This is a genomic window from Nocardia terrae, assembly GCF_009760405.1.
GTDB lineage: Bacteria > Actinomycetota > Actinomycetes > Mycobacteriales > Mycobacteriaceae > Nocardia > Nocardia terrae.
The window spans coordinates 814,382-841,356 of the sequence record NZ_WRPP01000002.1 but is presented as its reverse complement, the minus strand read 5'-3'; the positions used below and the strand labels follow the sequence as shown (position 1 = coordinate 841,356).

The 26,975-nt window shown below is 70.0% G+C and carries 23 protein-coding genes; 11 read left to right on the top strand and 12 right to left on the bottom strand.

Annotated features, from left to right (window positions below; translation table 11 throughout):
- Window positions 1-394: 394 nt before the first annotated feature.
- Together mgtA and GPX89_RS13805 are read left to right on the top strand one after the other, a co-directional pair.
- Entirely contained in the window at window positions 395-3,082 is a 2,688-nt protein-coding gene (gene mgtA, locus GPX89_RS13810) for a magnesium-translocating P-type ATPase (protein ID WP_157387832.1), read from the top strand.
- A 33-nt stretch (window positions 3,083-3,115) separates the two neighbouring features.
- Complete coding sequence (locus GPX89_RS13805; protein WP_157387831.1) at window positions 3,116-3,427, top strand: amphi-Trp domain-containing protein; 312 nt, start codon at window positions 3,116-3,118, stop codon at window positions 3,425-3,427.
- A gap of 16 nt (window positions 3,428-3,443) precedes the next feature.
- On the opposite strand, the gene GPX89_RS13800 is transcribed toward GPX89_RS13805, so the two are convergent.
- The gene (locus tag GPX89_RS13800; protein ID WP_157387830.1) at window positions 3,444-3,890 is read right to left on the bottom strand and encodes a pyridoxamine 5'-phosphate oxidase family protein; all 447 of its coding nucleotides are present in this window, start codon (window positions 3,888-3,890) and stop codon (window positions 3,444-3,446) included.
- A 371-nt stretch (window positions 3,891-4,261) separates the two neighbouring features.
- Between GPX89_RS13800 and GPX89_RS13795 the strand changes: the two genes are divergently transcribed.
- The 8 genes from GPX89_RS13795 to GPX89_RS13760 all read left to right on the top strand — a co-directional run bounded on the left by GPX89_RS13795 (window position 4,262) and on the right by GPX89_RS13760 (window position 13,933).
- Entirely contained in the window at window positions 4,262-6,613 is a 2,352-nt protein-coding gene (locus GPX89_RS13795; RefSeq protein WP_157387829.1) for a heavy metal translocating P-type ATPase, read from the top strand.
- Window positions 6,610-7,347 carry a phosphatase PAP2 family protein gene (locus GPX89_RS45890; RefSeq protein WP_157387828.1) on the top strand — a complete coding sequence of 246 codons (738 nt, stop codon included), beginning with the start codon at window positions 6,610-6,612 and terminating at the stop codon, window positions 7,345-7,347. Before GPX89_RS13795 ends, GPX89_RS45890 begins: the two co-directional genes overlap by 4 nt.
- 267 nt (window positions 7,348-7,614) lie before the next feature.
- Entirely contained in the window at window positions 7,615-8,493 is an 879-nt protein-coding gene (locus tag GPX89_RS45885) for a DUF302 domain-containing protein (protein ID WP_198347418.1), read from the top strand.
- A gap of 80 nt (window positions 8,494-8,573) precedes the next feature.
- Window positions 8,574-9,128, top strand: a complete 555-nt coding sequence (locus GPX89_RS13780; RefSeq protein ID WP_157387827.1) for a flavodoxin domain-containing protein — start codon at window positions 8,574-8,576, stop codon at window positions 9,126-9,128.
- A gap of 29 nt (window positions 9,129-9,157) precedes the next feature.
- Window positions 9,158-9,634 carry a DUF2267 domain-containing protein gene (locus GPX89_RS13775; RefSeq protein ID WP_157387826.1) on the top strand — a complete coding sequence of 159 codons (477 nt, stop codon included), beginning with the start codon at window positions 9,158-9,160 and terminating at the stop codon, window positions 9,632-9,634.
- Window positions 9,634-9,801, top strand: coding sequence for a hypothetical protein (locus GPX89_RS13770; RefSeq protein ID WP_157387825.1), 168 nt, complete (start codon window positions 9,634-9,636; stop codon window positions 9,799-9,801). Before GPX89_RS13775 ends, GPX89_RS13770 begins: the two co-directional genes overlap by 1 nt.
- A gap of 2 nt (window positions 9,802-9,803) precedes the next feature.
- Window positions 9,804-12,110 (top strand): phosphoenolpyruvate synthase, encoded by a 2,307-nt coding sequence (ppsA, locus tag GPX89_RS13765; protein ID WP_157387824.1) that lies wholly within the window; start codon window positions 9,804-9,806, stop codon window positions 12,108-12,110.
- 110 nt (window positions 12,111-12,220) lie between these two features.
- Window positions 12,221-13,933: a GAF domain-containing sensor histidine kinase gene (locus tag GPX89_RS13760; protein WP_157387823.1), complete on the top strand. Its 1,713-nt coding sequence runs from the start codon at window positions 12,221-12,223 to the stop codon at window positions 13,931-13,933.
- 9 nt (window positions 13,934-13,942) lie between these two features.
- Here GPX89_RS13760 and GPX89_RS13755 read toward each other — a convergent pair whose 3' ends face one another.
- The 9 genes from GPX89_RS13755 to GPX89_RS13715 form a co-directional block, all read right to left on the bottom strand.
- Window positions 13,943-14,842: a universal stress protein gene (locus GPX89_RS13755; RefSeq protein ID WP_157387822.1), complete on the bottom strand. Its 900-nt coding sequence runs from the start codon at window positions 14,840-14,842 to the stop codon at window positions 13,943-13,945.
- A 151-nt stretch (window positions 14,843-14,993) separates the two neighbouring features.
- On the bottom strand, window positions 14,994-16,667 hold the full coding sequence (locus GPX89_RS13750) for a hypothetical protein (protein WP_198347416.1): 1,674 nt from the start codon (window positions 16,665-16,667) through the stop codon (window positions 14,994-14,996).
- Between the two features lie 223 nt (window positions 16,668-16,890).
- Window positions 16,891-17,892, bottom strand: a complete 1,002-nt coding sequence (locus GPX89_RS13745) for an Acg family FMN-binding oxidoreductase (RefSeq protein WP_157387821.1) — start codon at window positions 17,890-17,892, stop codon at window positions 16,891-16,893.
- A gap of 69 nt (window positions 17,893-17,961) precedes the next feature.
- Complete coding sequence (locus GPX89_RS13740) at window positions 17,962-18,909, bottom strand: universal stress protein (RefSeq protein WP_157387820.1); 948 nt, start codon at window positions 18,907-18,909, stop codon at window positions 17,962-17,964.
- 110 nt (window positions 18,910-19,019) lie between these two features.
- The gene (locus tag GPX89_RS13735; RefSeq protein ID WP_157388221.1) at window positions 19,020-20,021 is read right to left on the bottom strand and encodes a zinc-binding alcohol dehydrogenase family protein; all 1,002 of its coding nucleotides are present in this window, start codon (window positions 20,019-20,021) and stop codon (window positions 19,020-19,022) included.
- A gap of 94 nt (window positions 20,022-20,115) precedes the next feature.
- Window positions 20,116-21,300 (bottom strand): CaiB/BaiF CoA transferase family protein, encoded by a 1,185-nt coding sequence (locus GPX89_RS13730; protein WP_157387819.1) that lies wholly within the window; start codon window positions 21,298-21,300, stop codon window positions 20,116-20,118.
- Between the two features lie 30 nt (window positions 21,301-21,330).
- The gene (locus GPX89_RS45880; protein ID WP_157387818.1) at window positions 21,331-22,272 is read right to left on the bottom strand and encodes an acyl-CoA dehydrogenase family protein; all 942 of its coding nucleotides are present in this window, start codon (window positions 22,270-22,272) and stop codon (window positions 21,331-21,333) included.
- Entirely contained in the window at window positions 22,269-23,351 is a 1,083-nt protein-coding gene (locus tag GPX89_RS13720) for an acyl-CoA dehydrogenase family protein (RefSeq protein ID WP_157387817.1), read from the bottom strand. The genes GPX89_RS45880 and GPX89_RS13720 overlap by 4 nt, the downstream gene beginning before the upstream one ends.
- Window positions 23,352-23,356: 5 nt before the next feature.
- The gene (locus GPX89_RS13715; protein WP_157387816.1) at window positions 23,357-24,148 is read right to left on the bottom strand and encodes an enoyl-CoA hydratase/isomerase family protein; all 792 of its coding nucleotides are present in this window, start codon (window positions 24,146-24,148) and stop codon (window positions 23,357-23,359) included.
- Between the two features lie 88 nt (window positions 24,149-24,236).
- Between GPX89_RS13715 and GPX89_RS13710 the strand changes: the two genes are divergently transcribed.
- Window positions 24,237-24,932 (top strand): GntR family transcriptional regulator, encoded by a 696-nt coding sequence (locus tag GPX89_RS13710; RefSeq protein ID WP_157387815.1) that lies wholly within the window; start codon window positions 24,237-24,239, stop codon window positions 24,930-24,932.
- Between the two features lie 28 nt (window positions 24,933-24,960).
- Here GPX89_RS13710 and GPX89_RS13705 read toward each other — a convergent pair whose 3' ends face one another.
- Window positions 24,961-26,172, bottom strand: coding sequence for an MFS transporter (locus GPX89_RS13705; RefSeq protein WP_157387814.1), 1,212 nt, complete (start codon window positions 26,170-26,172; stop codon window positions 24,961-24,963).
- 36 nt (window positions 26,173-26,208) lie between these two features.
- Window positions 26,209-26,922: a class II aldolase/adducin family protein gene (locus GPX89_RS13700; protein WP_157387813.1), complete on the bottom strand. Its 714-nt coding sequence runs from the start codon at window positions 26,920-26,922 to the stop codon at window positions 26,209-26,211.
- Window positions 26,923-26,975: the final 53 nt, after the last annotated feature.

Below are 26,975 nucleotides of genomic sequence, written 5' to 3'. Positions count from 1 at the left end.
CGGCGAGCGTGTTCCTGCGCGCCCACGCGGACAGGACCGACCGGCTGGATCCCCCGCAAGCCGACCCCCGGGGTCGAAGGCGATCCAGCAGCTATCACGCCGGGCCCACGACGCCCGAATCGGCGTGCGCGTGATCGCCTTCCGTGACCACGAAGGGACACGTTTCGCGGCGAAGGCGTGATCAGCGGGCACACACCATGATCCGGTGCAGGATGCGCCTGGCCCTACCGCTGCCGGAATCGCCCCGCAACCCGGGGGCCGACCCTCGAAAGTCTGCGCCGCTCCGACGCCGCAATACAGCTGCGGCAAGTCCTCGGCTACAAGGTCTTTGGTCCCGGGCCCGCATGCGGACCTCCTCTACCGCCACGACACGTCCCACGGAACCCTCGACTACATGCCAGTTCACGCGCGCTCGAGCGCCCGCACGGATCACGTTCCGCCCCAGCCGGTTCACGCCGTCCCCGCCGTGGCCGCCGCGGCGCGGACCGCCGACTCCGTCCTAGCGAACCTGGCCTCCGACGTCGGCGGGCTGGCCGAGGCCGAGCACGAGCGCCGGGCACGCACGTTCGGGCCCAATGCCATTCGGACCCATCACGCGCGGCTCGGGCCGGTGGCGGCGCGTCAGCTGCGCTCACCGCTGCTGCTGTTGCTCGCGGTGACCGCGGCGGTGTCGTTCTTCCTCGGTGAGCGCACCGACGCCATCGTCATCGGCGTGATCGTGGTGATGTCGGTGGGGCTGGGCACGATCAACGAGTTTCGCGCCGAGCAGGCCGCCGAGGCACTGCACGAGCGCATCCGGCACCGGGTCGTGGTGACGAGGGACGGACGAGCCCGTTCGGTGGACCTCGCCGACCTGGTCCCCGGCGACATCGTCGAACTGCGGCCCGGTGAACTGGTGCCCGCGGATCTGCGATTGCTGTCGGTCACCGGCCTGCAGTGTGATGAGTCCGTGCTCACCGGAGAGGCCGAGGCGGTTCGCAAGTCGGTGGAGCCGGTGCCGGAGGGCAGTGCGGTCGCCGAGCTGGCCCCCTGCGCGCTCATGGGCACCGTGGTCGCCGCCGGAACCGGGCGCGGCGTGGTGATCGCGACCGGCGGTGACACCGAATTCGGGCGCATCGCGGTCGGTTTGGCGCGGCGCGAGCCCGAGACCGAATTCCAGGTCGGGCTGCGCCGCTTCTCCATGCTGCTGGTCCGGGTGGCCGCCGTGCTGACGATCGGCATCTTCGCGGTGAACCTGGTGCTGCACCGGCCGCTGCTGGACGCGCTGATGTTCTCGCTGGCCATCGCGGTGGGCATCTCGCCGCAGCTGCTGCCCGCGGTGGTCTCGACCAGCCTGGCGGCCGGTTCACGGCTGCTGGCGCAACGCAAGGTGCTGGTGAAAAGACTCGTCTGCATCGAGGATCTCGGCGATATCGAGGTGCTCTTCACCGACAAGACCGGGACGCTGACCGAGGGCCGGATCGAGTTCATGCGGGCGGTGGCCACCGATGCCGGAGCCGACAGCCGCGTCGCCACGCTGGGCATGATCTGCACCGACGGCGTCGTCCAGAACGGGCGCCTGACCGGCGGTGACGCCCTCGACACCGCCTTGTGGGCCGCGCCCCTCGCGCCACAGGAATCGATCGCGCAGTACGCGCGGCTGGCCACCCTGCCGTTCGACCATGCGCGGCGGATGGTGTCGGTCCTCGTCGACACGCCTCGCGGCGGGCGGCTGGTCATCACGAAGGGCGCCCCCGAGTCCGTGCTCGCGTGCTGCGAGAGCGTCCCGGAGGCGGCGCGACGAGCCCTCGACGCCGAATTCGCGGCCGGGCACCGGGTGGTCGCCGTCGCGGTCCGCTCCGCCCCCGGACAGACCGCGCTCGGCCCCTCCGACGAAGCGGGCCTGCGCCTGGCCGGATTTCTCGTCTTCCTCGATCCGCCGAAATCCTCCGCGCGCCAGGCCATCAGCCGCCTCGACGCCCTCGGCGTCACCGTCAAGGTCATCACCGGCGATCATCCGACCGTGGCCGCGCGGGTGTGCGAGCAGCTGGGCCTGCGGGTGGGCCAGAGCCTCTCCGGTGCCGAGGTGGCCCGGCTCTCGGACGCCGAGCTGGCCCAGAAACTGTCCGACACAACCATTTTCGCCCGGGTCGATCCGGAGCAGAAGGCCCGGATCGTGCGGGCCCAGCGCTCGCTGGGAGTGGATGTCGCCTACCTGGGCGACGGCGTCAACGACGCGCTGGCCCTGCATGCCGCCGATGTCGGCATCTCCGTCGACGCCGCCACCGACGTCGCCAAGGACGCGGCCGATGTGGTGTTGTTGGAGAAGGACTTACAGGTGCTCGCCGACGGAGTCACCCAGGGCCGCCGCGTGTTCGCCAACACCATGAAGTACGTCTTGATGGGCACCTCGAGCAACTTCGGGAACATGTTCAGCGCCGCCGGGGCGTCGACCTTCCTGCCGTTCCTGCCGATGCTGCCCTCCCAGATCCTGCTCAACAATCTGCTCTACGACGCCAGCCAGCTCGCCATCCCCACCGACACCGTCGACGAGGAGCAGCTGGCCCGCCCGGCCCGCTGGGACATCCGGCTGATCCAGCGGTTCATGCTGGTGTTCGGCCCTATCAGCTCGATCTTCGACTTCGCGACCTTCGGCATCATGCTGTGGGTCTTCCATGCGGGCGAAGCCCTCTTCCACACCGGCTGGTTCGTCGAATCGCTGGCCACCCAGACCCTGGTGCTGTTCGTCATCCGCACCCGCCGGACCCCCTTCTTCCGCAGCCATCCCAGCGTCACCATGCTCACCGCCGCCCTCGCCGCCGTCGGCGTGGGCGCACTGCTGCCCGCGACACCGCTGGCCGGCGCTCTCGGCTTCCGGCCCCTGCCGGGCGGCTTCTTCGTCGCGCTGCTCGTCATGATCGTCGTCTATCTCGCCCTGGCCGAGGCCGCCAAACACTGGTTCTTCCGCACACCCCCGACCATCCCCGCCGCCCGCGACCGCCGCCCAGACCACCGACTGCGCCGCCGCGCAGCGCGTTTCGCCACCACGGGCCATCCGGCACCGGGGACCTCCGCGCATCCAGCACAGGCATTTGGCCCCTAGAGACACCGACGCGGGTGCGGTGTGCTTCTAACCATGACACATCACAAGATCTACGAAGCACACCGCATCCTCGACCGCGTCGAACTCGCCGACCAATTGCGCGCTCTCGCAGACGAACTCGACGCCGGCGGGGTGATCACCTACGGCAGCGACGGCGACGCCGGAACCCTGGCCCTCCCCGACAAGCTGCGGGGCGCACTGAAGATCACCCGCTCCGGACCCGGAGATCACATCAAAATCGTTGCCCGACTTCGTTTTCCCGATCCGGAATCCGGAACCGGCACACCCGACACCGACGGCGACCCCGCGGACGCTGACTGGGAGATCGACGACCCGTACGCCTGACACGGCGACGCCGCCGCTAGCCCGCCTTCTTCGCCACGAGCCGCAACCCGGTCACCAGGGTCGGCTCGATGGCGACGATCGAATCCATCGCCCCGTCGACCCAGGGCCGCAATCGCTGTTCATAGCGCGCGATGCGCTCCGGATCGGTGACCGTTCGGGCAATGCCCGTCACCACCACCGACCAGCCCAGCTGTTCGATCGGGTCGATGTCGTCGGCCTCGTAGGCCACGACGACATTGGAGTCCGACCGGACCGTCGAGGTCAGCCGCGAGGTGAGCCGGGTGCGCACCACGACGATTTCGCCCGCGTCGACCAGATGGTTGACCGGCCGCACCGCCGGCAGGGCGTCACGGGTGAAGATCACCCGCCCGAAGGGCACGCTCGCCAGCAGCCGTAACGATTCCTCGCGACTCAGGGCCTCGGTGGACCGGGGAATGAACGTGTGCTCCGACAGCCCGCTCATGCGACCACTTCTCTCTGTCGGCGCGCGATCGGGCCGGAGACCGCCCAGGACCGCACTCGGACCGGTAGAGCCTGGAACAAACGCATGAACTGACAACCCTTTCGCACCGATCCCCTGACCCGCATACCCCCGTTCCATGTCAGCATCAACCCCCGGCCTACGCACAGGGCCGAAGGTCCCGTCCCGGACTTCCTTCGGACACCCTCGAGCCGCTCCGGTGAGACGCGGTTCACATCGACGCGGCCCGCTCGATCCGCACGACAGTGCCCGGGGCCGAAAGGCATTCGTGTTCGGGGACTGCGCCCCTGTCGACCGCGCAGCGGCTGCGATGGACTTTTCGCAGACCCACTCCGGCAGGAAGGACCACGGCCATGGTGTCCACTCGACCCGCTCGGGAGCCCGCGAAACCGACGCGCGGAGGCCGGTGGGATCGGCTCGGCGGGGTCCGGGGCGCGGCCCTGCTGACCGGTACGTTCGTACCGCTCGTGGTCGGCGGCGCGGCCTGGCTCGCCGGTCTGGCGACGGTGGCCGACGCTGCGTGGGCGGCGGGGACCGTGATCGCCATGATTCCCGCGGTGTGGTGGGTGATCTCGGCACTGCGGCGCGGACGGGTCGGTGTGGACCTCATCGCGGTGTTGTCGCTGGCGGGCACGCTGTGGGTGCACGAATATCTGGCGGGCGCGCTGATCGCGGTCATGCTCAGCGGCGGGCACGCGCTCGACGCCGCCGCCGAGCGGCGAGCCGCGCGGGACCTGCGGGCGCTGCTGGAGCGAGCGCCGCGCACGGCGCGCCGGCGGTGCGGGGAGACCGTGCAACTGGTGGATCTCGACGAGATCGCCGTCGGGGACATTCTGGTGATCGCCACCGGCGAGGTGGTGCCGACCGACGGCAGAATCACCAGTGCCGTTGCGGTGCTCGATGAATCGGCGCTGACCGGGGAGCCGCTGCAGGTCGAGCGCCGGGCCGGGGAACCGGTGCGCAGCGGAGTGATCGATGTCGGCGCCATGTTCGAGATGCGCGCCACCGCCACCGCCGACGAGAGCACCTACGCGGGAATCGTCCGGATGGCACGGGAGGCGGGGGCCGCCACCGCGCCGACCGTCCGGCTGGCCGACCGCTACGCCGCGTGGTTCCTGCCGCTGACCCTGGCCGTCGCCGCGATCGCCTACTGGATCAGCGGTTCATTGGTGCGCGCGGTGGCGGTGCTGGTGGTGGCCACCCCGTGTCCGCTGCTGCTCGCCGCGCCCGTGGCCATCGTGTCGGGGCTCTCACGCGCCTCCCGGATGGGTGTCGTGATGCGCGACGGCGGCGCGCTGGAGAACCTCGGGCGCGCAACCACTCTGGTCATGGACAAGACCGGCACCGTCACCGCCGGGCGGCCCGTCGTCACCGAGGTCGCCGCCGCACCGGGAGCCGATCCGGCACGCCTGCTGCGGCTGGCCGCCTCGATCGACCAGTTCTCGCCCCACGTCCTGGCCCAGGCCATCGTGACCGAGGCCCTGGCGCGTGGACTCGAACTCGACGTCGCCACAGCGGTTTCCGAGCAGGCCGGGTCCGGGGTCACCGGCGAGGTCGGCGGGCATCGGGTGCGGGTGGGCAAGCTGCCCGAGGACGCCGCAACGCCGGAATGGGCGCGGCCGGTGTTGAATCGGGCGCGACTGGACTCCGCGGCGGTCGCCTGGATCACCGTCGACGACAAGCCGCTCGGCGCGGTCCTGCTGCGAGATCCGTTGCGGCGCGACGCGCCTCGCACGCTGCGCCGCCTGCGCGAGGCGGGATTCGACCGACTGGTCATGCTCACCGGCGATCGCCCCGAACCCGCCCGCGAGGTGGCGACCGTGCTGGGCCTCGACGAGGTGTGCGCCGAACAGAGTCCGGGCGACAAGGTGGCGGCCGTGCGCCGCGAGAGCGCCGGGCCGGTCACGGTGATGGTCGGCGACGGCATCAACGACGCCCCGGCCCTCGCCGCCGCGACGGTCGGGGTCGCCATGGGCGCGCGCGGATCCACCGCGTCCTCCGAGGCCGCCGACATCGTGCTCACTACCGACCGGCTCGACCGGCTGGCCGACGCCATGGACATCGCCCGCTGGTCGCGGCGCATCGCCGTGCAGAGCGCGACCGTGGGCATGGCGCTGTCGCTGCTGGCCATGGTCGTCGCGGCCGCGGGCCGGCTGCCGCCCGCGGCGGGCGCGCTGTTGCAGGAGGCCATCGATGTCGCCGTGATCCTCAATGCGCTGCGGGCATTGCGCGGCAATCCGGCCGCCCGGCCGGGCCTTCCGCCCGATACCGAGGACCTGCTGCGCCGCTTCGCCGCCGAACACGAGACCCTGCGCGACACGATCGCCTCGCTGCGCACCGTCGCCGACCGCGTCGCCGACCGCTCCGAGGACGCGCCGGCCGCGCTGGAGGCCCTGTACCGTTTCCTGGTCGAGGATCTGCTGCCGCACGAACGGGCCGAGGAGACCCAACTCTACCCCGCCCTGGCCGGACCGCTCGGCGGCTCCGAGGCGACGGCCACCATGAGCCGTGCGCACGGCGAGATCCAGCGGCTCACCACCCGCATCGGCACCCACCTCGAACTCGTCCACGCGCGAGGCGGTCTGGACCCCGACCAGATCGACGATCTGCTCGCCTGCCTGTACGGATTGCATGCCGTCCTGCGCCTGCATTTCGTGCAGGAGGAGGAGAACTATTTCGCCCTCGCCACGGACGAACGACGGTGAGCACGCCCCTGCGTGACGAATACCGCCGGGCGCGAAGGCTTTTCGCCGAGAGCAGGGTGCCGCTGCTGGTGGTGGCGCTCGGAGCGGGGATGGTCTGCGCGCTCGCGGTGGTGTTCGCCAAGATTCTGGACAATGTCCTCGACGGTGACGGCGTCACCGCGTGGGATCTCCCGGTGTCGAGATGGTGTGCCGAGCATCGCGAACCGGTGCTGACCACCGTCATGCGCGCACTGACCGAGGTGGGTAATCCGCCCGTGCTGGCCGCACTGACAGCGGCGGCGATGGTGGTCGTGATGGTGCGCGGGCGGTCACTCGCACCGGTCGTGCTGGGCGCGTTCGCCTTCGGCGGCTACCTGATGATGGTGGTGACGGTGAAGCTGGCCGTGGAACGACCCCGGCCACCCCTGCCGGAGCGGGCGATCGCCGCGAACGGCTCGTCGTTTCCCTCCGGGCACGCCGCGGGTGTCGCGGCCGTGGCCCTGGTGTCGGTGTGGCTGATCACCCGCGAGGGCCCGAAGCGGCGGTGGATTCGCGCCATCGCGTGGACGACCGCGTTCGTTCTCATTGCCGCAGTGGGGTTTTCCCGCGTCTATCTCGGCGTCCACTACCCCAGCGACATCGTTGCCGGATGGGTCCTGGGCGCGGGGTGGGCCGGAGTTCTGTTCGTCGCGGGTACCGCCGCCACGCCGTTGTGGCGGGGCCACTCGCTCGGACGACGCCATTGTCGCCCTTGAACTTCCAGCCCCCGAGTTCGAGCCGATACCTAGATTCTGCGCGCGGTGACCGGCGTCACCCAGCGGCGAAGGTCGGCGATGGCGGGGGTCTTGGCCCTGCCCTTCGTCCTCACCATGGTCGGGCGATCTTGGGACCTTGGTCCCGCCCAGCGAACGTCACCGCCGGTCGTGCACTTGTTTCCCGAACCGGCGTGACCTTCTCCTCTGTGTCCGGCCCGGCGGGACCCGCAGGCTGGAAGCCACGAACAACCAGGAGGAGGCAGCGCGATGGAATACCGGGTGAACGTCTGCGAGACGGCACCGCAGGCGGTTCTGCGCATACCGTTGGAGATCCGCCCGGACCTGTTGAGCGACGGCATTGTCAGCGGGATGGATCGGCTGGCGGAAGTGGCCGAGAAGGCCGGATTGGTCGCCAGCGGCGCCCCGACGATCACCTTTCACCGGGAGCTGCCCAGCGAGGAATCCATCGTCGTCGACTTCGGGCTCCCGATCGAAGCCGCGCCCGCGCTGGGCCCGAGTTCCGGTGCGGAGCTGGTCATCCAGCCCCAGTCGCTGGTGGCGCGCACCTGCCATCGCGGCAGCTACGCCGAGATCGACGCCGGCTATCGCGCGCTGCGAGAGTGGTTGCGGCAGGAGGGTTATCGTCCGATCGGCCCGCCGACCGAGGCCTACCTCATCGGCCCCGACGAGGTCAGCGATCCCCGTCTGCTCATCACCGAGATCCGCATCCCCGTCGCCCCGGCGCCCTCGATCGCGGTCCATCTCGACACCGGTTTCGACGAGGCCGTCGAGGCCACCCGGAATGCGTTGCGGGAGCACGGCTTCGGCGTCGTCACCGAGTTCGACCTGCAGGCCGCGCTGCGCGAGCGGGCCGGTGAGCACATCGAGGAGTACGTGATCCTCGGCGCCTGCAATCCGCAACTCGCGGGCCGGGCGCTGGACGCCGACCGGGAGGCGGGGCTGCTGCTGCCGTGCAATGTCGTGGTGCGCGCCGACGAGACCGGAGTGGTCGTCGAGGCCGCCGACCCCGACCTGCTCGTGCACGTCATGGCCCGGCCCGAGCTCGCCCCCGTCGCGGCGGAGGCCCGTCGCATGCTCGCGGCGGCACTGTCGGATCTCACCCATCCCGCCGCGGCCGCCGGCTGAAATCGCCGGGGACCATGGTCCCGGTCAGAGCGGGTACGAGTCCTCTCACCGAATTCCGGCCACACGATCAGGCTCGATACATGGAAACCACCGCCACTCACATCGCCGTCATCTACGCCACCGCACAGGGATCCACGCGTGAGATCGCCGATTTCATCGGCGCCTCGCTCGCGGCCCGCGGCGCGACCGTCGAGGTCGCCGACACCGAGCACGCACCCGAACTCAGCTACTTCGACGCCGTGATTCTCGGTAGCGCCGTGCACAATCGAGCGCTGCTGCCCGAGATGGACGAGTTCGTCCGCACGCACGCCACCAATCTGCATGCACACCCGGTGTGGCTGTTCAGCGTCGGCCTCGGACCCGCCCTCGTCGGCCCGATCGGCCGCCGCATGGGCCGCGCCGTTCCGAAAAAGATCGCCGCGGTGCGTGATTCGATCACCCCGCGTGACTTCCACGCCTTCGCGGGCCACTACGAGCGCGCCGGCGTCTCACTGTCCGCGCGCACCGTCTACCGCCTCGTGGGCGGCACCCGCTACGGCGACCTCCGCGACTGGCCCGCCATCACGGCCTGGACCGACTCCATCGCGCACGCCCTGAAACTGCCCGCCCCGCAGGCCACCCCGACGCATCCCTGATCGCCCGCTTTCCGAGAAAGGCCACGCCGATGAGCCAGCACACCGACCCGTTCGGCCCGGCGATCCACACCAGCCGCATCTGGCTGCGCACCGTCGCCGACCGCCTCGGCACCGACGACCCGATGACCGCGATGCACCTGCTGCGCGCGTGGCTGCACACCACCCGCGACCGCCTCGATATCGGCGCGGCCGCCCACCTGAGCGCCCAGCTGCCCACCCTGCTGCGCGGCGTCTACTACGAGGGCTGGACCCCGGGACGTGTTCCGGTGCCGCACGATCCGCAGTCGTTCCTGCACCAGTTCGCCCACATCGCGAACGTGCCCGTCGACCAGGCGGGGCAATCGGCGGCCGCGGTCACCGACGCGCTGGCCCAGCTCCTCTCCCCCGGCACGCTCGACCACGTGCTGGCACAGCTCCCCGCTCCGCTGCGGCGCATCCTGCTCGGCGCAGATTTCAGCGGCATCCTCAGCGCGGCAGGCATTTTCGAGACTCCCGAGGGGCGATAGTGACCATCCGCCACGCACCCCTGTTCGTCGTCGCGCTCCCGTTCGCGGTCGTCGGCCTCGAACTCAGCGGCGCGTCGCCGCTGGCGATGCTGTCCGCCTTGTTCATCCTCGCCATCCCGATCCTGTTGCTGCTCCTGCTGCCCGGGTCGAAAAGAGAACTGGAGTAATCATGGGTGACTACGTCGCCGCCTTCGATGAGCTGCGCCTGACCGACGCCGACCGCGCCGGCGGCAAGGGCGCCAACCTCGGCGAGCTGGTCGCGGCCAAACTGCCGGTGCCGCCGGGGTTCGTCGTGCTGAAGTCCGCCTACGAGGAGGTCATCCGCGCCGGAGCGCACGCGGCCGAGCTCGACGAGCTCTTCGCGCGCGGGCTCGCCGCGGCGCAGGGCACAGATCGCACCGAAGCCGGTCAGCTCGAGGAATTGTGCCGCCGGATGCGGGAACTCGTGCACGCCACCGCGATCCCGGAGGGAGTCCGCGACGCCGTGCTGTCGGCCTACCGCGAGCTCGGCGCGACGGCCATCGTGGCCGTGCGCTCCTCGGCGGTCGGCGAGGACGGCGCGACGGCCTCGTTCGCGGGGATGAACGTCTCGCACACCAATATTCACGGCGACGACCAGCTCATCACCGCGCTGTCGGACTGCTGGGCCTCGCTGTTCACCCCGCGCGGGCTGACCTACCGGGCGCGGCGCGGCATGCACGACAACCCGGTGATGGCCGTCGTGGTGCAGCGCATGGTCACCGCCCGCGCCTCGGGCGTGGCCTTCACCGCCGACCCCGCCACCGGTTCGCACGACCGGGTCGTCATCGATGCCGCGCGCGGCCAGGGCGAGGTGGTCGTCTCCGGCGCGGTCACCCCCGACACCTACGTGCTCGAAGCCGCCGGGCCGACCCTGCTCAGCAAGCAGATCGGCCGCCAGCACTTCGCCATCGTCGCCGGCCCCGACGGCGACAAGCGCATCGAACTGTCCGAGTCCGAGGCCGAAGCGCCCGCGCTCACCGACGACGAAGCCCTCGCGGTGGCCCGCCTCGCACTCGAGGTGCAGGCGCATCACGGCCGCCCGCAGGATGTCGAATGGGCCTTCGACGACGAACAGCTGTGGCTGGTGCAGGCCCGTCCGATCACCATGCTGCCCAGCGACGCCGACGCGAAACCGCCCATCGCGCACACCGTCGAGGGCCGCGTGCTGGTGCGCGGTCTGGCCGCCGCGCCCGGCCGCGCCACCGGACCGGTCCGCGTCCTGCTGACGCCCGCGGACGGCTCGGCCCTGGGCGACGGCGAGATCCTGGTCGCGCCCATGACCAACCCGGACTGGCTGCCGACCCTGTCGCGCGCCGCGGGCGTGGTCACCGACAGCGGCGGCATGACCTGCCACGCCGCCATCGTGGCCCGCGAACTCGGCATACCGTGCATCGTCGGCGCGCGCACCGCCACCTCCCAGCTCGTCACCGGCCGGCCGGTCACCGTCGACGGCTCCACGGGCCAGGTGTACGCCGGAAATCCGCTCCCGGCCTCGACCACGGCCATACCGCGCCCGGTGTCCGCCGCGCCCGCGCCCGCGGCGACCGCGACCCGCGTCTACGTGAATCTCGCGCTGCCCGAGGCCGCCGAGCGCGTCGCGAGCTCCGACGTGGACGGTGTCGGCCTGCTGCGCGCGGAGGTCCTGCTCACCCAGGCGCTGGGCGGACGGCATCCTCGCGATCTCATCGCGCGCGGTGAGGACGAGAAGTTCGTCCAGAGCATGACCGATTCCATCCACCGGATCAGCTCCGCGTTCGCACCGCGACCGGTCGTCTACCGGGCCAGCGATATGCGCAGCAACGAGTTCCGGGCCCTCGAGGGCGGCAGCCACTACGAGCCCCGCGAGCACAATCCGATGATCGGGTTCCGCGGCTGCTACCGGTACGTGCGCCAACCGGAGATGTTCCGGCTCGAGCTGGCCGCGCTGGCGCGGGTGCGCGAGCGGACTCCGAACGTGCACTTGATGATTCCGTTCGTGCGCACCCGCTGGGAGCTGGAACGGTGCCTCGAGATCGTGGACGCCAGTCCGCTCGGACGGCAGCGGGGACTGCACCGCTGGATCATGGCCGAGGTGCCCTCGGTCGTGTACCGGCTCCCCGAATACGTCGAGCTGGGCATCGACGGAATCTCCATCGGCAGCAACGATCTGACCCAGCTCATGCTCGGCGTCGACCGCGATTCCGAGGAGTGCGCCGAACTGTTCGACGAATCCGACGCGGCGGTGCTCGACGCCATCGAACGGATCGTCGGCACCGCGCGACGCCTGGGCATCACGTCCTCGCTGTGCGGTCAAGCGCCGTCGACCAATCCCGAGTTCGTCGAGCACCTGGTGCGGGCGGGAATCACGTCGGTGTCGGTGTCGCCGGACGCGGTCGAGCGCACCCGGCGCGCGGTGGGCGCGGCCGAACGGCGCGTGCTGATCGACAACGCCCTGTCACGGCAAACCGATCGGTGATCCGTACTCCTGTGGTCGGCCTGCACGATCGGTAGCGATCAGCCGCCTAGACTGGGGCGTGTTACGAGACAATTGGTGCGCACACGCCTCAGACACACAGGACCATCGAGATGACCTCTGAGCCCACGGACGGCTCTTACTCGGTACGTGACACGCTCTCCCAGCTTCGGTTGCGGGAACTGCTCACCGAAGTCAAGGACCGCGTCGAACAGATCATCGACGCCCGCGACCGCATGGACGGCTTGGTCGAGGCAATGCTGGCGGTGACCTCCGGCCTCGACCTCGACCAGACCCTGCGCACTATCGTGCACACCGCCATCAGCCTCGTGGACGCCCGCTACGGCGCACTCGGCGTGCGCGGTGAGGACGGGCTCGAGCAGTTCATCTACGAGGGCATCGACGAGGAGACCCGGGCAAAGATCGGTGATCTGCCCGAGGGACGCGGGGTGCTCGGACTGCTCATCAGCCAGCCCAAGCCGATTCGCATGGAGAACCTCGCCGATCACCCGGCGTCGGTGGGCTTTCCCGACCACCATCCGCCGATGCGCACCTTCCTCGGTGTGCCCGTGCGGATCCGCGACGAGATCTTCGGCAACCTGTACCTCACCGAGAAGTCCGGCGGGCAGCTGTTCAACGAGGACGACGAGGTGATCGTGCAGGCGCTGGCCGCGGCCGCGGGCACCGCGATCGACAACGCGCGGCTGTACCAGTCCAGCCGTACCCGTCAGGCGTGGATCGAAGCCACCCGCGACATCGCCACCGAATTCCTCGCCGGGACCGATCCGGACGAGGTGCTCGCGCACGTCGTCGTGCACGCGCGCACGCTCACCGATTCGAAGTGGGCGTTCCTGGCGGTCGACGACGAACCCGACGGCGACCTCGACGACGTCGAGGGACTGCGGATCAGCCAGTGCTCGGGCCCGGACGGGAAGGGGCACAACGGAATAGCGCGCACCGCGGGGACCGCGATCGGCGAGGTGTTCCGCCAGGGCAAGCCGCTGTGCCCGGGCGACGGCGACGATCTCGGACTCGATATCGACCTCCAGGCCGGTCCGGCGCTGATCGTTCCGCTCAACGCACAGGACTCCACGTTCGGGGTGCTGGTCATGGTCCGCCCGGTCGGCGGGCTCCCGTTCACCGACGAATTGCAGGAGCTGGCAGGCGCTTTCACCGATCAGGCCGCCCTGGCCATCCAGCTGGCCGAGGCCCAGCAGCGCATGCGCGAGCTGGACGTGCTCACCGATCGTGACCGTATCGCCCGCGATCTGCACGATCACGTCATCCAGCGCCTGTTCGCGGCCGGGTTGAGCCTGCAGGGCACCGTGGCCCGCGCCCGCTCGGCCGAAGTGCGCGAACGGCTCTCGGATGTGATCAATGATCTGCAGGACGTGGTGCAGGAGATCCGCACCTCCATCTTCGACCTGCACGGCGGGGCGGGCAGCAGCACCCGGTTGCGTCAGCGGATCGAGGAGGTGATTCGCAAGCACACGGCCGACACCGGGCTGCGGACCTCGCTGCGGATCACCGGACCGCTGTCGGTGGTCGCGGCCGATCTCGCCGACAACGCCGAAGCCGTTGTGCGCGAAGCGGTGTCCAACGCGGTGCGGCACTCCCGCGCCGACACGATCACGGTGACCGTCGACGTCTCCGACGATCTGACGCTGCTGATCTCCGACGACGGAGACGGTATCCCCGAGAACATCACCCCCAGCGGCCTGCAGAACCTGACCCGCCGGGCCGAGGACCTGGGCGGCACCTTCGCGTTCGGCGGTAATCCCGACGGTCCCGGGACCTTGCTGCGCTGGGGCGTGCCGTTGCGCTGAACCCAGGGGTCAGCGTCCACGCACGATGACGATCGGGCAGTCGACGCTGTGCAGCAGGGCATTGCTGGTGGAGCCCAGCAGCATTCCGGTGAAGCCACCGCGGCCGTGGCTGCCCACGATGAGCAGCTGGGCGTGTTGCGATTCCTCGAGCAGTGTCCGAACCGGACGGTCCTTCACCAGGATTCGCCGCACGGCGACATCGGGATACCGCTCGGCGAATCCGGCCATCTCCTCACCGAAGGTCGCCCGCTCCTGCTCCTCGACGGTTTCCCAGCCCGACATCGGCAGGTAGGGCCCGGTGATATCGGTCCACGCGTGCACCGCGGTCAGACCGGTCTTGCGCAGCGAGGCCTCCTCGAACGCCATCTCCAGTGCCGGCAGGCTGTTCTCGGTACCGTCCACGCCGACCAGCACCGGCTGTCGCGCCGACACCGGATCCGCCGCCGCCGTCGTATGAATGACGGCGACCGGACACTGCGCGTGATGGCTCACGGCGGTGGTGACCGACCCCAGCAACCCGCGTCCCAGCGCACCGAGTCCCCGGCTGCCCAGCACGATCATGCGAGCCCCGCGCGACTGCGCGGTGAGATACGCGATGATCGGCTCGGTGGTCACCTCCGTCGAGGTCTCCACCCCTTCCCCGGTCAGCGTCTCCGAGGCGATCCGCGTCGCCTCCCCCACGATCCGCTCCCCTTCCAGCTCGAGCCAGGAAATCTCCTCGCCGGTCAGCACCGCCGTCGGCGGCGGCCCCACGGGCGCACACACCGAGGTCACGATGCGCAGCTTGCACCCGTGCCGCGCGGCATCCAGCGTCGCCCACGCCACGGCCTGATACGACACGGCCGAGCCGTCGACCGCGACGATAATGGGCGGATTGGGATCCCGTTGCGCTGCAACATGTTCGGTCATGGTCGTGGTTCCTCTCGTCGCCCCGGCGGGACGTCGGCTGAATCGGCAGTGCACTGAGCATCCCGCGCCGCGCACCACCGCTCCAGAGACCAATGTCACCGCCCGCCGGGCCGTCCTTCCCGACCCTGATCACCCTCGATCCGGGTCCCGGTCAGAAGCGCGACATCGTCAACGGCCTGCCTTCGCCACCGCGGATGACGAGCTCGTCGGCGGTGACCTCGAGGGTGACGTTGCGCAGGCGGCCCGAGCCGGTGAGCTGCTCCATGATCGGGCGCAGCGACGCGGGCACGGAGTCCCAGGTCTCCGCACCGGCGAGCACGAATCCGTGGTAGCCGCGCGGTTTTTCGGACAGGCCCTCGGGCTGCCAGCCGGTGCGGGGCAGGTTGGCCAGATAGCAGCTCACCTCGGCGCAGCTGCCGTCGGCGGCACACACGCGCATGGGGATCTCGTCGGCCGCGTAGTCGAAATCGCGGATGGTGAGGGTCCAGCCGTCGGCGTCGCGGTAGCCGAAATTCACGCCGGTCGGGGGCGCCAGGGTCAGGGCCGAGGAGTCCGAGGCGCGATTGTCGAGCAGGTCGGCGGTGAGCGGGCGGTCGTTGGCGGTGAAGGCCCACTCGGCCGCGGGATCGATCGGCTTGTGCCAGTAGCCGGTTCGGTCACCGTCACGGCCCTCGACCCGCAGTTCGCGGTCGGCGGACCGGCCCCCGGTGGTGTGGATGCTGATGGTCGAGGTGATCTCACCGGGCACCTTCGGCTGCCGCTCCCAGCCGGGCGCGGGCAGCTGAATATGGGTGTACTGCCAGGTGAACGGGCGGATATCGGGATAGCGGGAGACGAACGCCTCGAAGTTGTTGGGAGCGGTCTCGGTCGCGTCCTGGTCGTCGTAGGAGTAGGAGAAGAAGATGGTGTCGGCCCCGGAGATGTCGAAATCCCACAGCCGCGTGTACATGTCGCCGTATTCGTTGGTCACGAAGGTGGTCGACCCCGACGAGCTGAGATTCACGGCGCGGAATCGGCCATTGAGCGGGCCGGGCATCTCGAAGCTGTAGTCGTCGGCGAACACCGGATCACCCGGATGCAGCGGATCGCTGCCCGGCAGCCAGGGATCGAGCATGGTGATCCGATTGCCCTCGGGCGAGAGCACGAACACGTTGGTGACCCCCGCGCCGCCGACCGGCTGGTCGTGCCCGGCGGTATCGGTCCAGAATCCCTGCTGACGGAACGGCACCAACTGCACGTACTCCGGGTCCAGCCAGGAGAAACTCCACGCCCGCGACTCCGGGCGCACCCGCTGCCCGGAGGGGTCCAGCCAGACCGGCGACCCGAACCGCCCTGTCCACCACCACAGTTCCGGGGTTTCGTCGGCCGACTCCAGCGTGTAGATGTGCCCGTCCAACCCCAGGGCCGCCAGTCGGCTGCGGTCCACCGAGATCCCGGAGATGCGGCCGCGCAGGCAGTCCGGCACCGGTGGGATGCGCCAGCCCGATTCGCCGTCGACCGCCTTGATGTAGAGGTTGTGGTCGAGCACGGCGTACTGCCACGCCTCGTTGAATCCGCCGTCCGCGGTCCGCAGATCGATGCGCTGCGGCAGCCGGGCCGCCACCTCCGGCGGGGCGAACGGCATGGTGAACAGCCCGATGCCGACATTCGGGAAATGCATCGGCAGCGGCCAGGCCCCGGCGCGACCGGGCAGCGCCAGCGCCGCGCAGCTCACCGGCCCCGGAAGGATCCCCACCGGCCACCATTCGTCGGCCATCGCGGGTGCGGCCGAGGAAAGCCACACCGTCAGAGCCGACGCGACGACACCGAATCGCCTACCGCCCATTCCCTGTCCGAACCCTCTCTCGAATCGCCCTGGATTCCGCTCCCGCGCACGACGATCAGGCTCGGACGGCAGTGGAAGCGTCGGTCGAATACCCGAAAGCCCATAGCGCGCCGTGAGATCCGCGGCGATGGGCTATGAAGACGTCGCACAGTAACATCGTGAGAGCGGATGGCGGTCGAGACGTGCCGGACCGTGTCGGAGACGATTTCCAGCCACCGCCGGGTCAGGATCGGGTGGGCGATACGTCCAGGGGTTCGAGCGGACGCACGACGTCCGTCAACGGCAGCCTGGGTGTGGCGGGCACCGGCTCGGCGCTGGTCGCGGCCCAGCCCATGCGGATGATCAGCTGCGGATAGCCGAAGTCGCCGAGCAGGTCTCGCCGGATTCGGCTGCGCACACCGGTCACCTCGAGCGGCTCGCTGAGCACGCAGCTGGCCAGGCCGCGCACGGTCGCCTCGAGCAACACGGCGCTGGCGATTTCTCCGGCCCGCAGCCAGCTGCGCAGATCGTCGGAGGCGGTGCACACCATCAGCATTCGCGCCGATTCCTCGGTGTCGTGCACGACGGCCTCGGGCAGGCGCGGATCACCGAAGGACCGCACGGTCGGGTCCGTCGCCGCCACCGCATTGCGGGCGGGCACGCCCTGCGGGCTGGCGTGATGCCCGCTCCAGGCCGCGAGTTCGGCGCTGTAGGCGGGATCGTCGCGGTGGATGGTCGACGCGTCGACGAAAGCCTGCAACAGCCGGGCATGTTCGCCGGTCGCGTCGACCTCGCGAACCTGTACTCCCGGCGTCCCGGCGCCCGCGGACATCACCGCGGACACCTGCCCGGCGGGTACCTCCCAGGAGGTGAACCGGCGGCGGTCACTGCGCCGCTGCGAGATCGCGCGCGCGAGCCGCATCGCATCCGTATTCGGCTCGCCCGGACGGAACTCCACCGAGGCCAGATGCCGCGGCTCCGCGGGATTCGGGAACCGGCGCACGATCGTGTCCCAGCCGAAGGCCCGCATGGCCACACACAGATGGTGCAGCGCCGCACCGCAACTCACCACCAGCTCCCGGGAATCGGGGTCGGTGTGGGGCAGCCGGCGGCTGTCGTCGGCGTACAGCTGCACCGTGGTGTCACCGACCCGCCACAGCCAGGGCTGGGTGTTGTGCACCGACGGCGCGCGCACCGCCAGCGCCAGCGCGGCGCGGACGGTGTCATGGTCGGGATGATTCGACATCACGTGTCCTTCCTCGGATTTCGTGCTCTCAGCATGGCCCGTACGGCGGGCGCGGGTGACGGCCGAAAGTCACTGTCCAGCGGGGTCTTCGGCCCGGGTTTGCGACGGCCGACGGACCACGAGCACGGGACACTGCGCCATATGCAGCAGCGCCGTGCTCACCGAGCCCAGCACCACGCCGGAGAAGCCGCCGCGACCGTGACTGCCGACCACCACGAGCTGCGCGGTGTCGGCCTGCTCGAGCAGGGCGCGCACCGGCGTATCGAGCGCGACCACGCGCCGCACCACCACATCCGGGAAACGCTCCGTGTAGTCGGCGAGCGCGGACTCCAGCAGCACGTCCTCGTTGCGGTGAATGGCGTCCCAGCCCATCACCGGCAGATCGAAACCGCTGGCATCGCTCCACGCGTGCACGGCGATCAGATCGACCTTGCGCAGCGACGCCTCCTCGAAGGCCATCTCGATGGCGGGCACGCTGTTGGGCGAACCGTCCACCCCGACCACGACGGGTTTCGCCATGGCGGCGGCCTCGGTCTCCGAAACCCCGTGGACGATCGCCACCGGGCAGTGCGCGTGCCGGGCCAGCGCGGTGCTCACCGAACCGAGTACGGCCCGCCGCAGCGCCCCCAGGCCCCGGTTTCCCACCACGATCAACCGCGCCTGCCGCGAACGGTCGATCAACGCGGTGGTGATCATGTCGAAGATGAGCTCGGTCGAAACCCGCAGATTGTCGCCCGGCACCGTGTGCCGGGCCATGCGCACGGCGTCGGCCAGCACCTGCTGTCCCTGCGACCGCACCTCGGCCATGTCCTCGGCGGTCAGGGGCGTGTCGCCGCGGCCGACCGGGCTCGCGTACGAGGTGACGATGTGCAGCGGCCAGCCCCGCCTGTCCGCCTCGGCGGCCGCCCAGGCGACCGCCTGGTAGGCGATCTCGGACCCGTCCGCGCCGACCACGATCCCGTTCTCGGAACCGTGGGCCGGATCGAAACCTGTTGTGGGATCGGCGTTGTCTGCCATGGCATCTCCTGATTCGGCTTGTGCACCGAGCATCTCGCGTGCTCATCGCCGATCCCAGAGAACAATGTCACCGCGGTCCGGGCCCTCCGGCCGCGGCGGGGTATACCCGGTTACGGCACCAGGACCGCCGCACCGGCGAATCGTCCGTGCGCCAGATCCGACAGCGCCCGGTCCGCTTCCGTGAGCGGATACGGGTGCACGGTGACCTCGAGCCGATGGCGATCGGCGAAGGCCAGGAACTCCCGGGCGTCGGTGCGCGTGTTCGCGGTGACCGAGCGGAGTTCGCGCTCCTGGAACAGATGCTCGTCGTAGTTGAGCGGCGGGATATCGGAGAGGTGGATGCCCGCGATGGACAGCACACCGCCGCGATCGAGCGCCGCCAGCGCCGGCAGCACCAGATCTCCGACCGGCGCGAAGAGTATGGCCGAATCCAGTGGCACCGGCGGCGGATCCGCGGCCCCCTGCGCGGAGGCCGCACCGAGGTCGAGCGCCAGTCGCCGAGCCTCCGCATCGCGGGTCATCACATGGACTTCGGCGCCCTCGGCCAGCGCCACCTGGGCGGCCAGATGGGCACTGCCGCCGAATCCGTAGATTCCCAGCCGGCCACCGGCCGGAAGCGCGGCCCGTCGCAGCGCCCGATAGCCGATGATCCCGGCGCAGAGCAGCGGAGCCAGCTCGGCATCGGTGTATCCCGTCGGCAGCGGCAACGCGAATGCGGCCGGTACCACCGCGAATTCGGCGTACCCGCCGTCGGCGTCCCATCCGGTGTAGCGCGAACGCGGGCACAGATTCTCCGCACCCCGACGGCAATACCGGCACTCTCCACACGTATGCCGCAACCACGGGATCCCCACCCGATCCCCCACCGCGAATTCGGTCCCGGCCCCCGGCCCGAGCGCCGTCACCACCCCGACCACCTCGTGGCCGGGCACCACACTGTCGCGGTGCACCTCCAGATCCCCCTCGGCCACATGCAGATCCGTCCGGCACACCCCGCAGGCCAGCACGCGGACCAGCAGCTCGCCCGCCCCGGCCTCTGGCACGTCCACGCGCACCGAAACCATCGGGCCGCTGTCGATCGGCCCCGGTTTCGTCACCTGCCACGCTTGCATCGACGTCATCTCACCCATCCTCCGACCACTGAGTCCTTCGCACACGGATGCCGACCCAGAACGTAGTAACCATCAAGGATTCCGCTTCAGCCGATCACATCCCAAGAGGCGACGGTCCCACCTCGCCCAGGACTTCGGGCCCGAGGCCGCTCAGTTCGGCGAGCACCGTTTCGGTGTCGGCGCCGATCAGCGGGGCGGGGAGACGGAGGTCGGCGGGGGTGCGGGAGAAGCGGATCGGGTGCGGGATCACGCGGTAGCCGCCCGCGACCGGGTGGGTGCCCAGGGGCAGGGCGTCGACCAGTTCGGACAGCGTGGCCACGTGGGTGGCGGGAATGCCCTGCGCCGCACAGATTTCGAGGATCTCCGCGGTGGTGTACGCCGCGACTACCTCGCGGACGTCGCGATAGAGGGTGTCGGAGTTCGCGATGGCGGCGCGGCGGTCGGCGTACCGCGGGTCATCCAGCAGATCGGTGCGGCCCACGGCGGCGAAGAGGCGGGCGTAATGGTCGGGCTGGTACGGCAGCAGGTGGACCCAGCCGTCCACGGTCGGGCACGGGCGGCGTTCCGGCGAGAGGATGCGGCGGTAGCCGGGTACGTCGGACGGGGGTTCGGGAATCGCGCCCGCGCCATGCTCGACCAGCAGGAAGGCGCTCATCGCGGTGGTCATCGGGACCTCCACGAACTGGCCCTCGCCGGTGCGTTCGCGGTGCAGCAGGGCCGCGGTGATCGCCTGGGCGATGAACACGCCGCAGACCTTGTCGGCCAGGATCGTCGGAACCAGGGCCGGGGATCCGTAGGTGCGGTCCATGATGTCGGCGATGCCGGTGGCGGCCTGGATGACGTCGTCGTAGGCCGGGTCGTCGGCGTGCGGGCCGTCCAACGGCCAGCCTTGGGCCTGGCAGTAGACGAGGTCCGGCCGCACAGCGGTGAGCGTCGCGTAGTCCAGGCCGAGGCGTTCGACCGTGCGCGGGCGCAGACTGCTCACGACCACATCGCAGGTGGCGACCAGGCGGCGCACCGTTTCCTGCCCGTCTTCGGCGGCGAGGTCGAGGGTGACGGATCGCTTGTTGCGCATCAGGTTCAGACTCGTACCCGACAGCTGCGGATGCGGTCCGGCGCCCATCATGCGGTTCGTGTCGCCGCGCGGCGACTCCAGCACGATCACCTCCGCGCCCTGGTCGGCGAGCAGTTGCGTGGCGTACGGGCCCATGACGACATGGGTCAGGTCCAGGATGCGCAGGCCCGTCAGCGGGCCCGATGATGTCGATGGCGTGGACAATTCAGTCCTCTCGGTCAGGTGGCACCGCGGTCAGCGCGCGGGGTTCGGAGTGGTGAGGTCCCAGAGTTCGGCTTCGCCGGGCACCATCATGTCCTCGCCTGCGCGTTCGTCGCGGTCCGCCCACAGCAGTGTGGTGCGGTGATGCAGGCCGGACTCGGCGGTGATGCCCATCGCGCCGTGCAGTTGATGCGCGGTCGAAGCCACGAATCCCGCTGTGCTGGAGGCGATATCGCGGGCGGCCGAGAGCGCGAAGGCGAGTCGCTCGGAGGTGTCTGTCCCGGGCGGACGGCGGTCGACTTCACGCAACGCGGCGTGCAATTCCGCCTGGGCCACCGACAGCTCACCGAGCGTCGTCTTGACGGCCGGGATGGCACTCAGGGGACGTCCGAACTGGATTCGTTGATCCACATAGGCCCGGGTCAACTCGATCGCGCCGTCGACCGCACCCGTGATCTCGTGCAGCAGTAGGTAATCCGACACCATCGCGAGGTCGGCAGGAAGCGGGATCGGCTGCGGCACCGGGGCGGCGAGGGGGCGTCCCGCGAGATCGAGATGCTCGGGCCGCCCCGGTATCCGCGTCACGGGTTCCCCTGCGACACTGACCCTCACCTCTGCGATCGGCTCCCAGACGCCGGTGCCGTCGGCCAGGACCGCGACCGCGCCCGAATCGAACTCGGATCGAGCGGACCAGCGGGCCAGCAGGGTCTGCCGCAGCGGCAGTTTCATTCCGGCACGTGCGAGCGCGGACACCGCCGCGCCCGCCGCCGCCAGGAGTTCGGGCATGTCTTCACCGGCGCCCGCCGCCTCGTCGAGGACCGTGGTCCAGCCCAGTTCCGCGGCGATCGCCCAGTGCGCCGCGAACGTTCCGGTGCGGGAGACGTCGATGCCGGGTTCCGGCCGATCCCACGCGGCCACGGCCTCGGTGACCGCCGCGTACAGCTCGGCCGCGATCCCGGTGTACTCGTAATTCACTTGGCCCCCTTGGCAATGATCGACAGCATGACCGGTGCGGCGCCGCCGCGGATTCCCGATTTCGGTCCGGCGAGCACGGCTTGCGAGTACATGCGATGGATGTCGGCGTCGCAGCGCGGCAGCAGCCCGCGCACGAATTCGATGCAGTCCAGCTCGAACCGGTTGCCCAGGTACTTACTGGTCGCGGCCTCGACGATCGGGCTGCGGCCCGCGTCCAACGCCAGCGCGGTTTCGCGCGCCCAGGTGCGCAGGACCATCAGCCGGGCCAGCAGCGAGCGCAATCGCCGGGCGTCCTCGGCACCGAGCAGGCCGTCGGCGTCCAGGACCGCCTTCAGCAGCGGATACATCGACAGGAACCGTTCGGGCCCACCGCGTTCGAACGAGAGCTGCCCGACCACCTGCGACCAGCCGTCGCCGACCTGCCCGATCACCCAGCGGTCCGGCGTGAAGACCTCGTCGAAGGTCACCTCGTTGAAGTGGTGTTCGCCGTCCATGCCGATGATCGGCCGTACGGTGACCCCGGGCGCGGTGCGCTCGACGATGAATTCGGTGAGACCGGCGTGCTTGTCGTCGGTGCGGGCGGTGCGCGCGAGCACGTACAGGTGCGTGGCGCGGTGAGCGCCGCTGGTCCAGATCTTGCGGCCGGTCAGACGCCAGCCGTCACCGTCGCGCACCGCGGTGGTGCGGACCGCGGCCAGATCCGAGCCCGCGTCCGGCTCGGACATGCCGAGCGCGAAAACGTACTCCGCGCTGGCCAATCGGGGACAGAACTCCTCCTGCAGCTCGGGTGTGCCGAGCCGGATCAGCTCCGGGCCGATCTGCCGTTCGCCCACCCAGTGGGCCGACACCGGGGCACCGGCGCGCAGCAGCTCCTCGGTGATCGCCAGCCGGGCGACATTGCTGTCCTCCGCACCGCCGAGATGCTTGGGCCAGGTGCGGGCGAGCAGGCCGCGGCGCGCCAGTTCCCGGCTGAACTCCGGCTCGAAGCCACCCGCCCAGGAATCGCAGCGCGGCGTGTAATCCCAAGTGGCGCACAGGTCCCGCACCCGCTGGCGGAGTTCTGTTTCGTGCGTGTCCATCGCGGTCACTTCCCCTCGAAACGCGGTGTGCGGCGTTCGCGGAACGCGGCCATGGCCTCCCGAGAATCGGCGGTGGACTGCACCACCGCCTGATGGGAGGCGATCAGGTCCAGCGCGGTCCGCGGATCGCCCGGAACCGCCTGCCGCACCGCGCGTTTGATCAGTTCGACCGCCACCGGCGGTTGCGCGGCCAGCTGAGTGGCGAAGGCGGTCAGCCGGGCGTCGAACTCGGCGTCCGGGCACACTTCATCGACGATCCCCCACGCCAGCGCCTGTGCCGCGGAGACGAATTCGCCGGTCCACAACAGCCGCAATGCCTTCGAGGTCCCGATCAGGCGGGGCAGGTAGTAACAGCCGCCGTCCCCGGGGACCAGACCGACCCGGACATAGCCCTCCGACAGGCGGGCACGCTCGGCCGCGATCCGGTAGTCGCACATGAGGGCCATATCCATCCCCGCACCGACGGCCACCCCGTTGACTCCGGCGATGAGCGGTTTGTTCAGATCCTCCACCGCGCGCGCCACCCGGTGCACGTGGGTCATCAGACGGCGGGATTCCAGCGGAGTCGGTTCGGCCGCGGCCAAGCCGTCGATATCGGCTCCGGCGCAGAACGCGTCCCCCGCGCCCCGGACCACCACCACCCGGACCCGCTCGTCGTCCTCGAATTCCCGCAAGGCCCGCGCCCAGCGCTCCAGCATCTCGAGCGTGAAGGCGTTCTTCTTCTCGATCCGATTGAGCACGATCCAGCCGATGTGGTCCTCAACCCGGACATCGATGGCGGTCTCGTTGGTCGTCATGACATCTCCTCTTCGAAATTGGATCCAATCGTAAGAACGATTTCCACCCTGAGTCAACAGATTGGATCCAATTGCTAGACTGCGGCTTATGGATGCCATGTCAGCCGGGTCCCGGGACAGCGACACCGCGACCGGCGCGGTGCAGACCGCGATCGACGCCGTCTACGAATCGATCGCCTCAGGCGATCTCCGCCCCGGACAACCGATCCGCCAGGAAACCCTCGCCGACCAACTCGGCCTCAGCCGCCAGCCGATCCGCGAGGCCCTCCGCATGCTCGCCTCCGACGGCCTGCTCACCTACCGCCGCAACGTCGGCTTCTGCGCCCGCGAACTGAGCTCCGCCGAACTCGACCAGGCCTACCGCCTGCGCCGCCTGATCGAAAACGAAATCCTCTGCGGCACCACCGATATCGCCCCCGCGGCCCTCACCCGCCTACGCGAGCTCAACACCGCCATCGCCGACGCCGCCGCCCGCCACGACCTCGGCGCGGTCCGCCGCCTCAACGCCGAATTCCACTTCACCCTCTTCGCCCAGTCCGGCCTGGACCTCTACGTCGAAGAACTCCGCCGCCTCTGGCGCCTGACCAACATCTACCGCGCCATCTACGCCACCGACCCCAACACGATCAGCCGCATAGTCGCCGAACACGACGCGATCATCACCGCCCTCGAATCGGCCGACCTCCCCCGCCTGATCGCCCTCCACAACCAACACCGCGAAGGCACCCTCGACGCCCTCACCGACCGCCTCGGTGCAACCGAAACCGCCACCGCGACACCGTGATCCGGCAGGCGGCGTCCCCCGATCCGATTCAGCCCCGCGTCTCCGGCCGGCCGGTGCGGGAGCCGGCCACGACGGCGATGACCAGCACCGCGACGGCCGCGGCGAAAACGCTACCGGCGGTGCGTAATCCGAGGGTGCCGACGAGCGAGCCGACACCGATCGCGGGCAGGGCCAGGAGGATATAGAGGACCGCGAAGAAGGCCGAGACGGTGCCACCCCGGGTGGCGGCGGGGGTCCGCGTATTGATCAGCGTGATGCCGTGGCCGATGGCGATGCCGGTGGCCAGGCCGGTCACCATCGCGGCGCACAGCAGTGGCGAATAGGCGGCCGTGGCCATCGCCGTAGCGATCAGGGCCGCGCCGACGAGCAGACCCGCGCCGGACACCAGCGAGGCCACACGCTCCACCCTGCCCGCCAGCAACTGGCCCGATCCGATGGCCACGAACGCCACCGTGACGATCGAACAGGTCGCGAGAAGGCTGTGAATGTGCGCGACCTGGGCCAGGAACAGGCCGGTGACGGCGGTCAGCACGCCGAGCACCGCGAATCCCGACCCGGCCAGCAGTGCGGCACGCCAGAACGGCCCCCGGATCTCGGCCGGCACGCTGGGCCGCCGAGTGGCCGGGGCACGATTCGCGGTGTCGCCCGGCGCTTTCCGTGTTTCCGGGACGATGACCAGCGCGGTCAGCGCGATCAGCAGCAGGACGCCGATCACCCACCAGCTCAGCCGCAGCGGCCAGGGCGCGTACTCGCCGAGCACTCCCGCGAGCAGCGGCCCGGAGGCCAGACCGCCCATATTCGCGCCCAGCGCCAACCGCCCGGCACGCGTGTGGCCGCCCGGCGCGGCCAGTTCCGCCAGCTGGGCGGTGGCCGCGCCGGTCATGAGCGCGGCGGCCAGACCCGACAGCACCCGCCCGATCAGAAGTTCGGCAAGATTCCCTGCCAGCAGGAACACCGCCGAAGCGAGGATCGCGAGAATCAACGCCACGGCGACTATGGGCCGGCGGCCGAGCCGGTCGGAGAGCCCGCCGAGGGTGAGCAGCCCGGCAACGACCGCCAATGCGTACACCCCGAAGATCACGGTCACGGCCAGCGCACCGAACCCGAAGTCGTGCTCGTAGCGCGGGTACAAGGGCGTGGGTACGGTCGTCCCGGCCATCGTCGCCCAGAACGCCCCCATGACCACGACCGTGCCGATCCGACGCCGCTCGACCGGCACTCCCCGGTCGTCGACCACCATTGAATCCTTCCGAACTGCCATGGCATGCACTACCTTTCACGCACCGAGCGATGGCCGCGCCGCGACCCGCCGACACCAGTAACGCCATCCGGCGTCGATCTGGCTGTCGGGCCAAACCACCGCATCCTTCTCCAAACACTCCTCGTACTCGGTCCAATGCCGCAATTCTCCGGCCGCCGCCGCGGTGAGCTGCACTCGGCAAGCACGCTCGAGCAGAACCGCGTACATCACGGCATGCGCGATATCCGTGCCCACCGCGGCGAAGCCGTGCTCGGGCATCAGGCAGGCGCGGGCGACGCCGAGATCCGCGGCGAGCGCTCGGCCCAGTTCAGGAGTGCGAATCAGATTGGCGGTAGCGGCGAACCGTGGCAGACCGTGCTCAGCGAAAACGACCGCGTCATGACTGAGCGCCCGCAACGGCGTGCCGAGCGCGCTGAAAGCGTTCACCGCCGCGGAATGCGTGTGCACACTGACCTGCACATCGGCCCGGGCCCGCATGATCTCGGTGTGGATCGGATACTCGAGATGGACGCGCCCCTCGCCCTCGAGCAACTCCCCGGTCCACGAGACCAACAGCACCCGCTCGGGAGTGATCTCCTCCAGTCCCCAGCCGGACGATTTCATCCAAACACCGCGGCCACCAGGATCGCGGACGGCCAGGTGCCCCCACACCATATCGCCGTGCCCGGCCTCGGCGAGCGCGTTGCTACCCAGTGCGACAAGCGTTTTCGGATCTCGATCGGTCGTCATGGATCCGAACGTAGGTCTGCCCCAACTATTGTCACAAGTGAAAATCCAGCAAC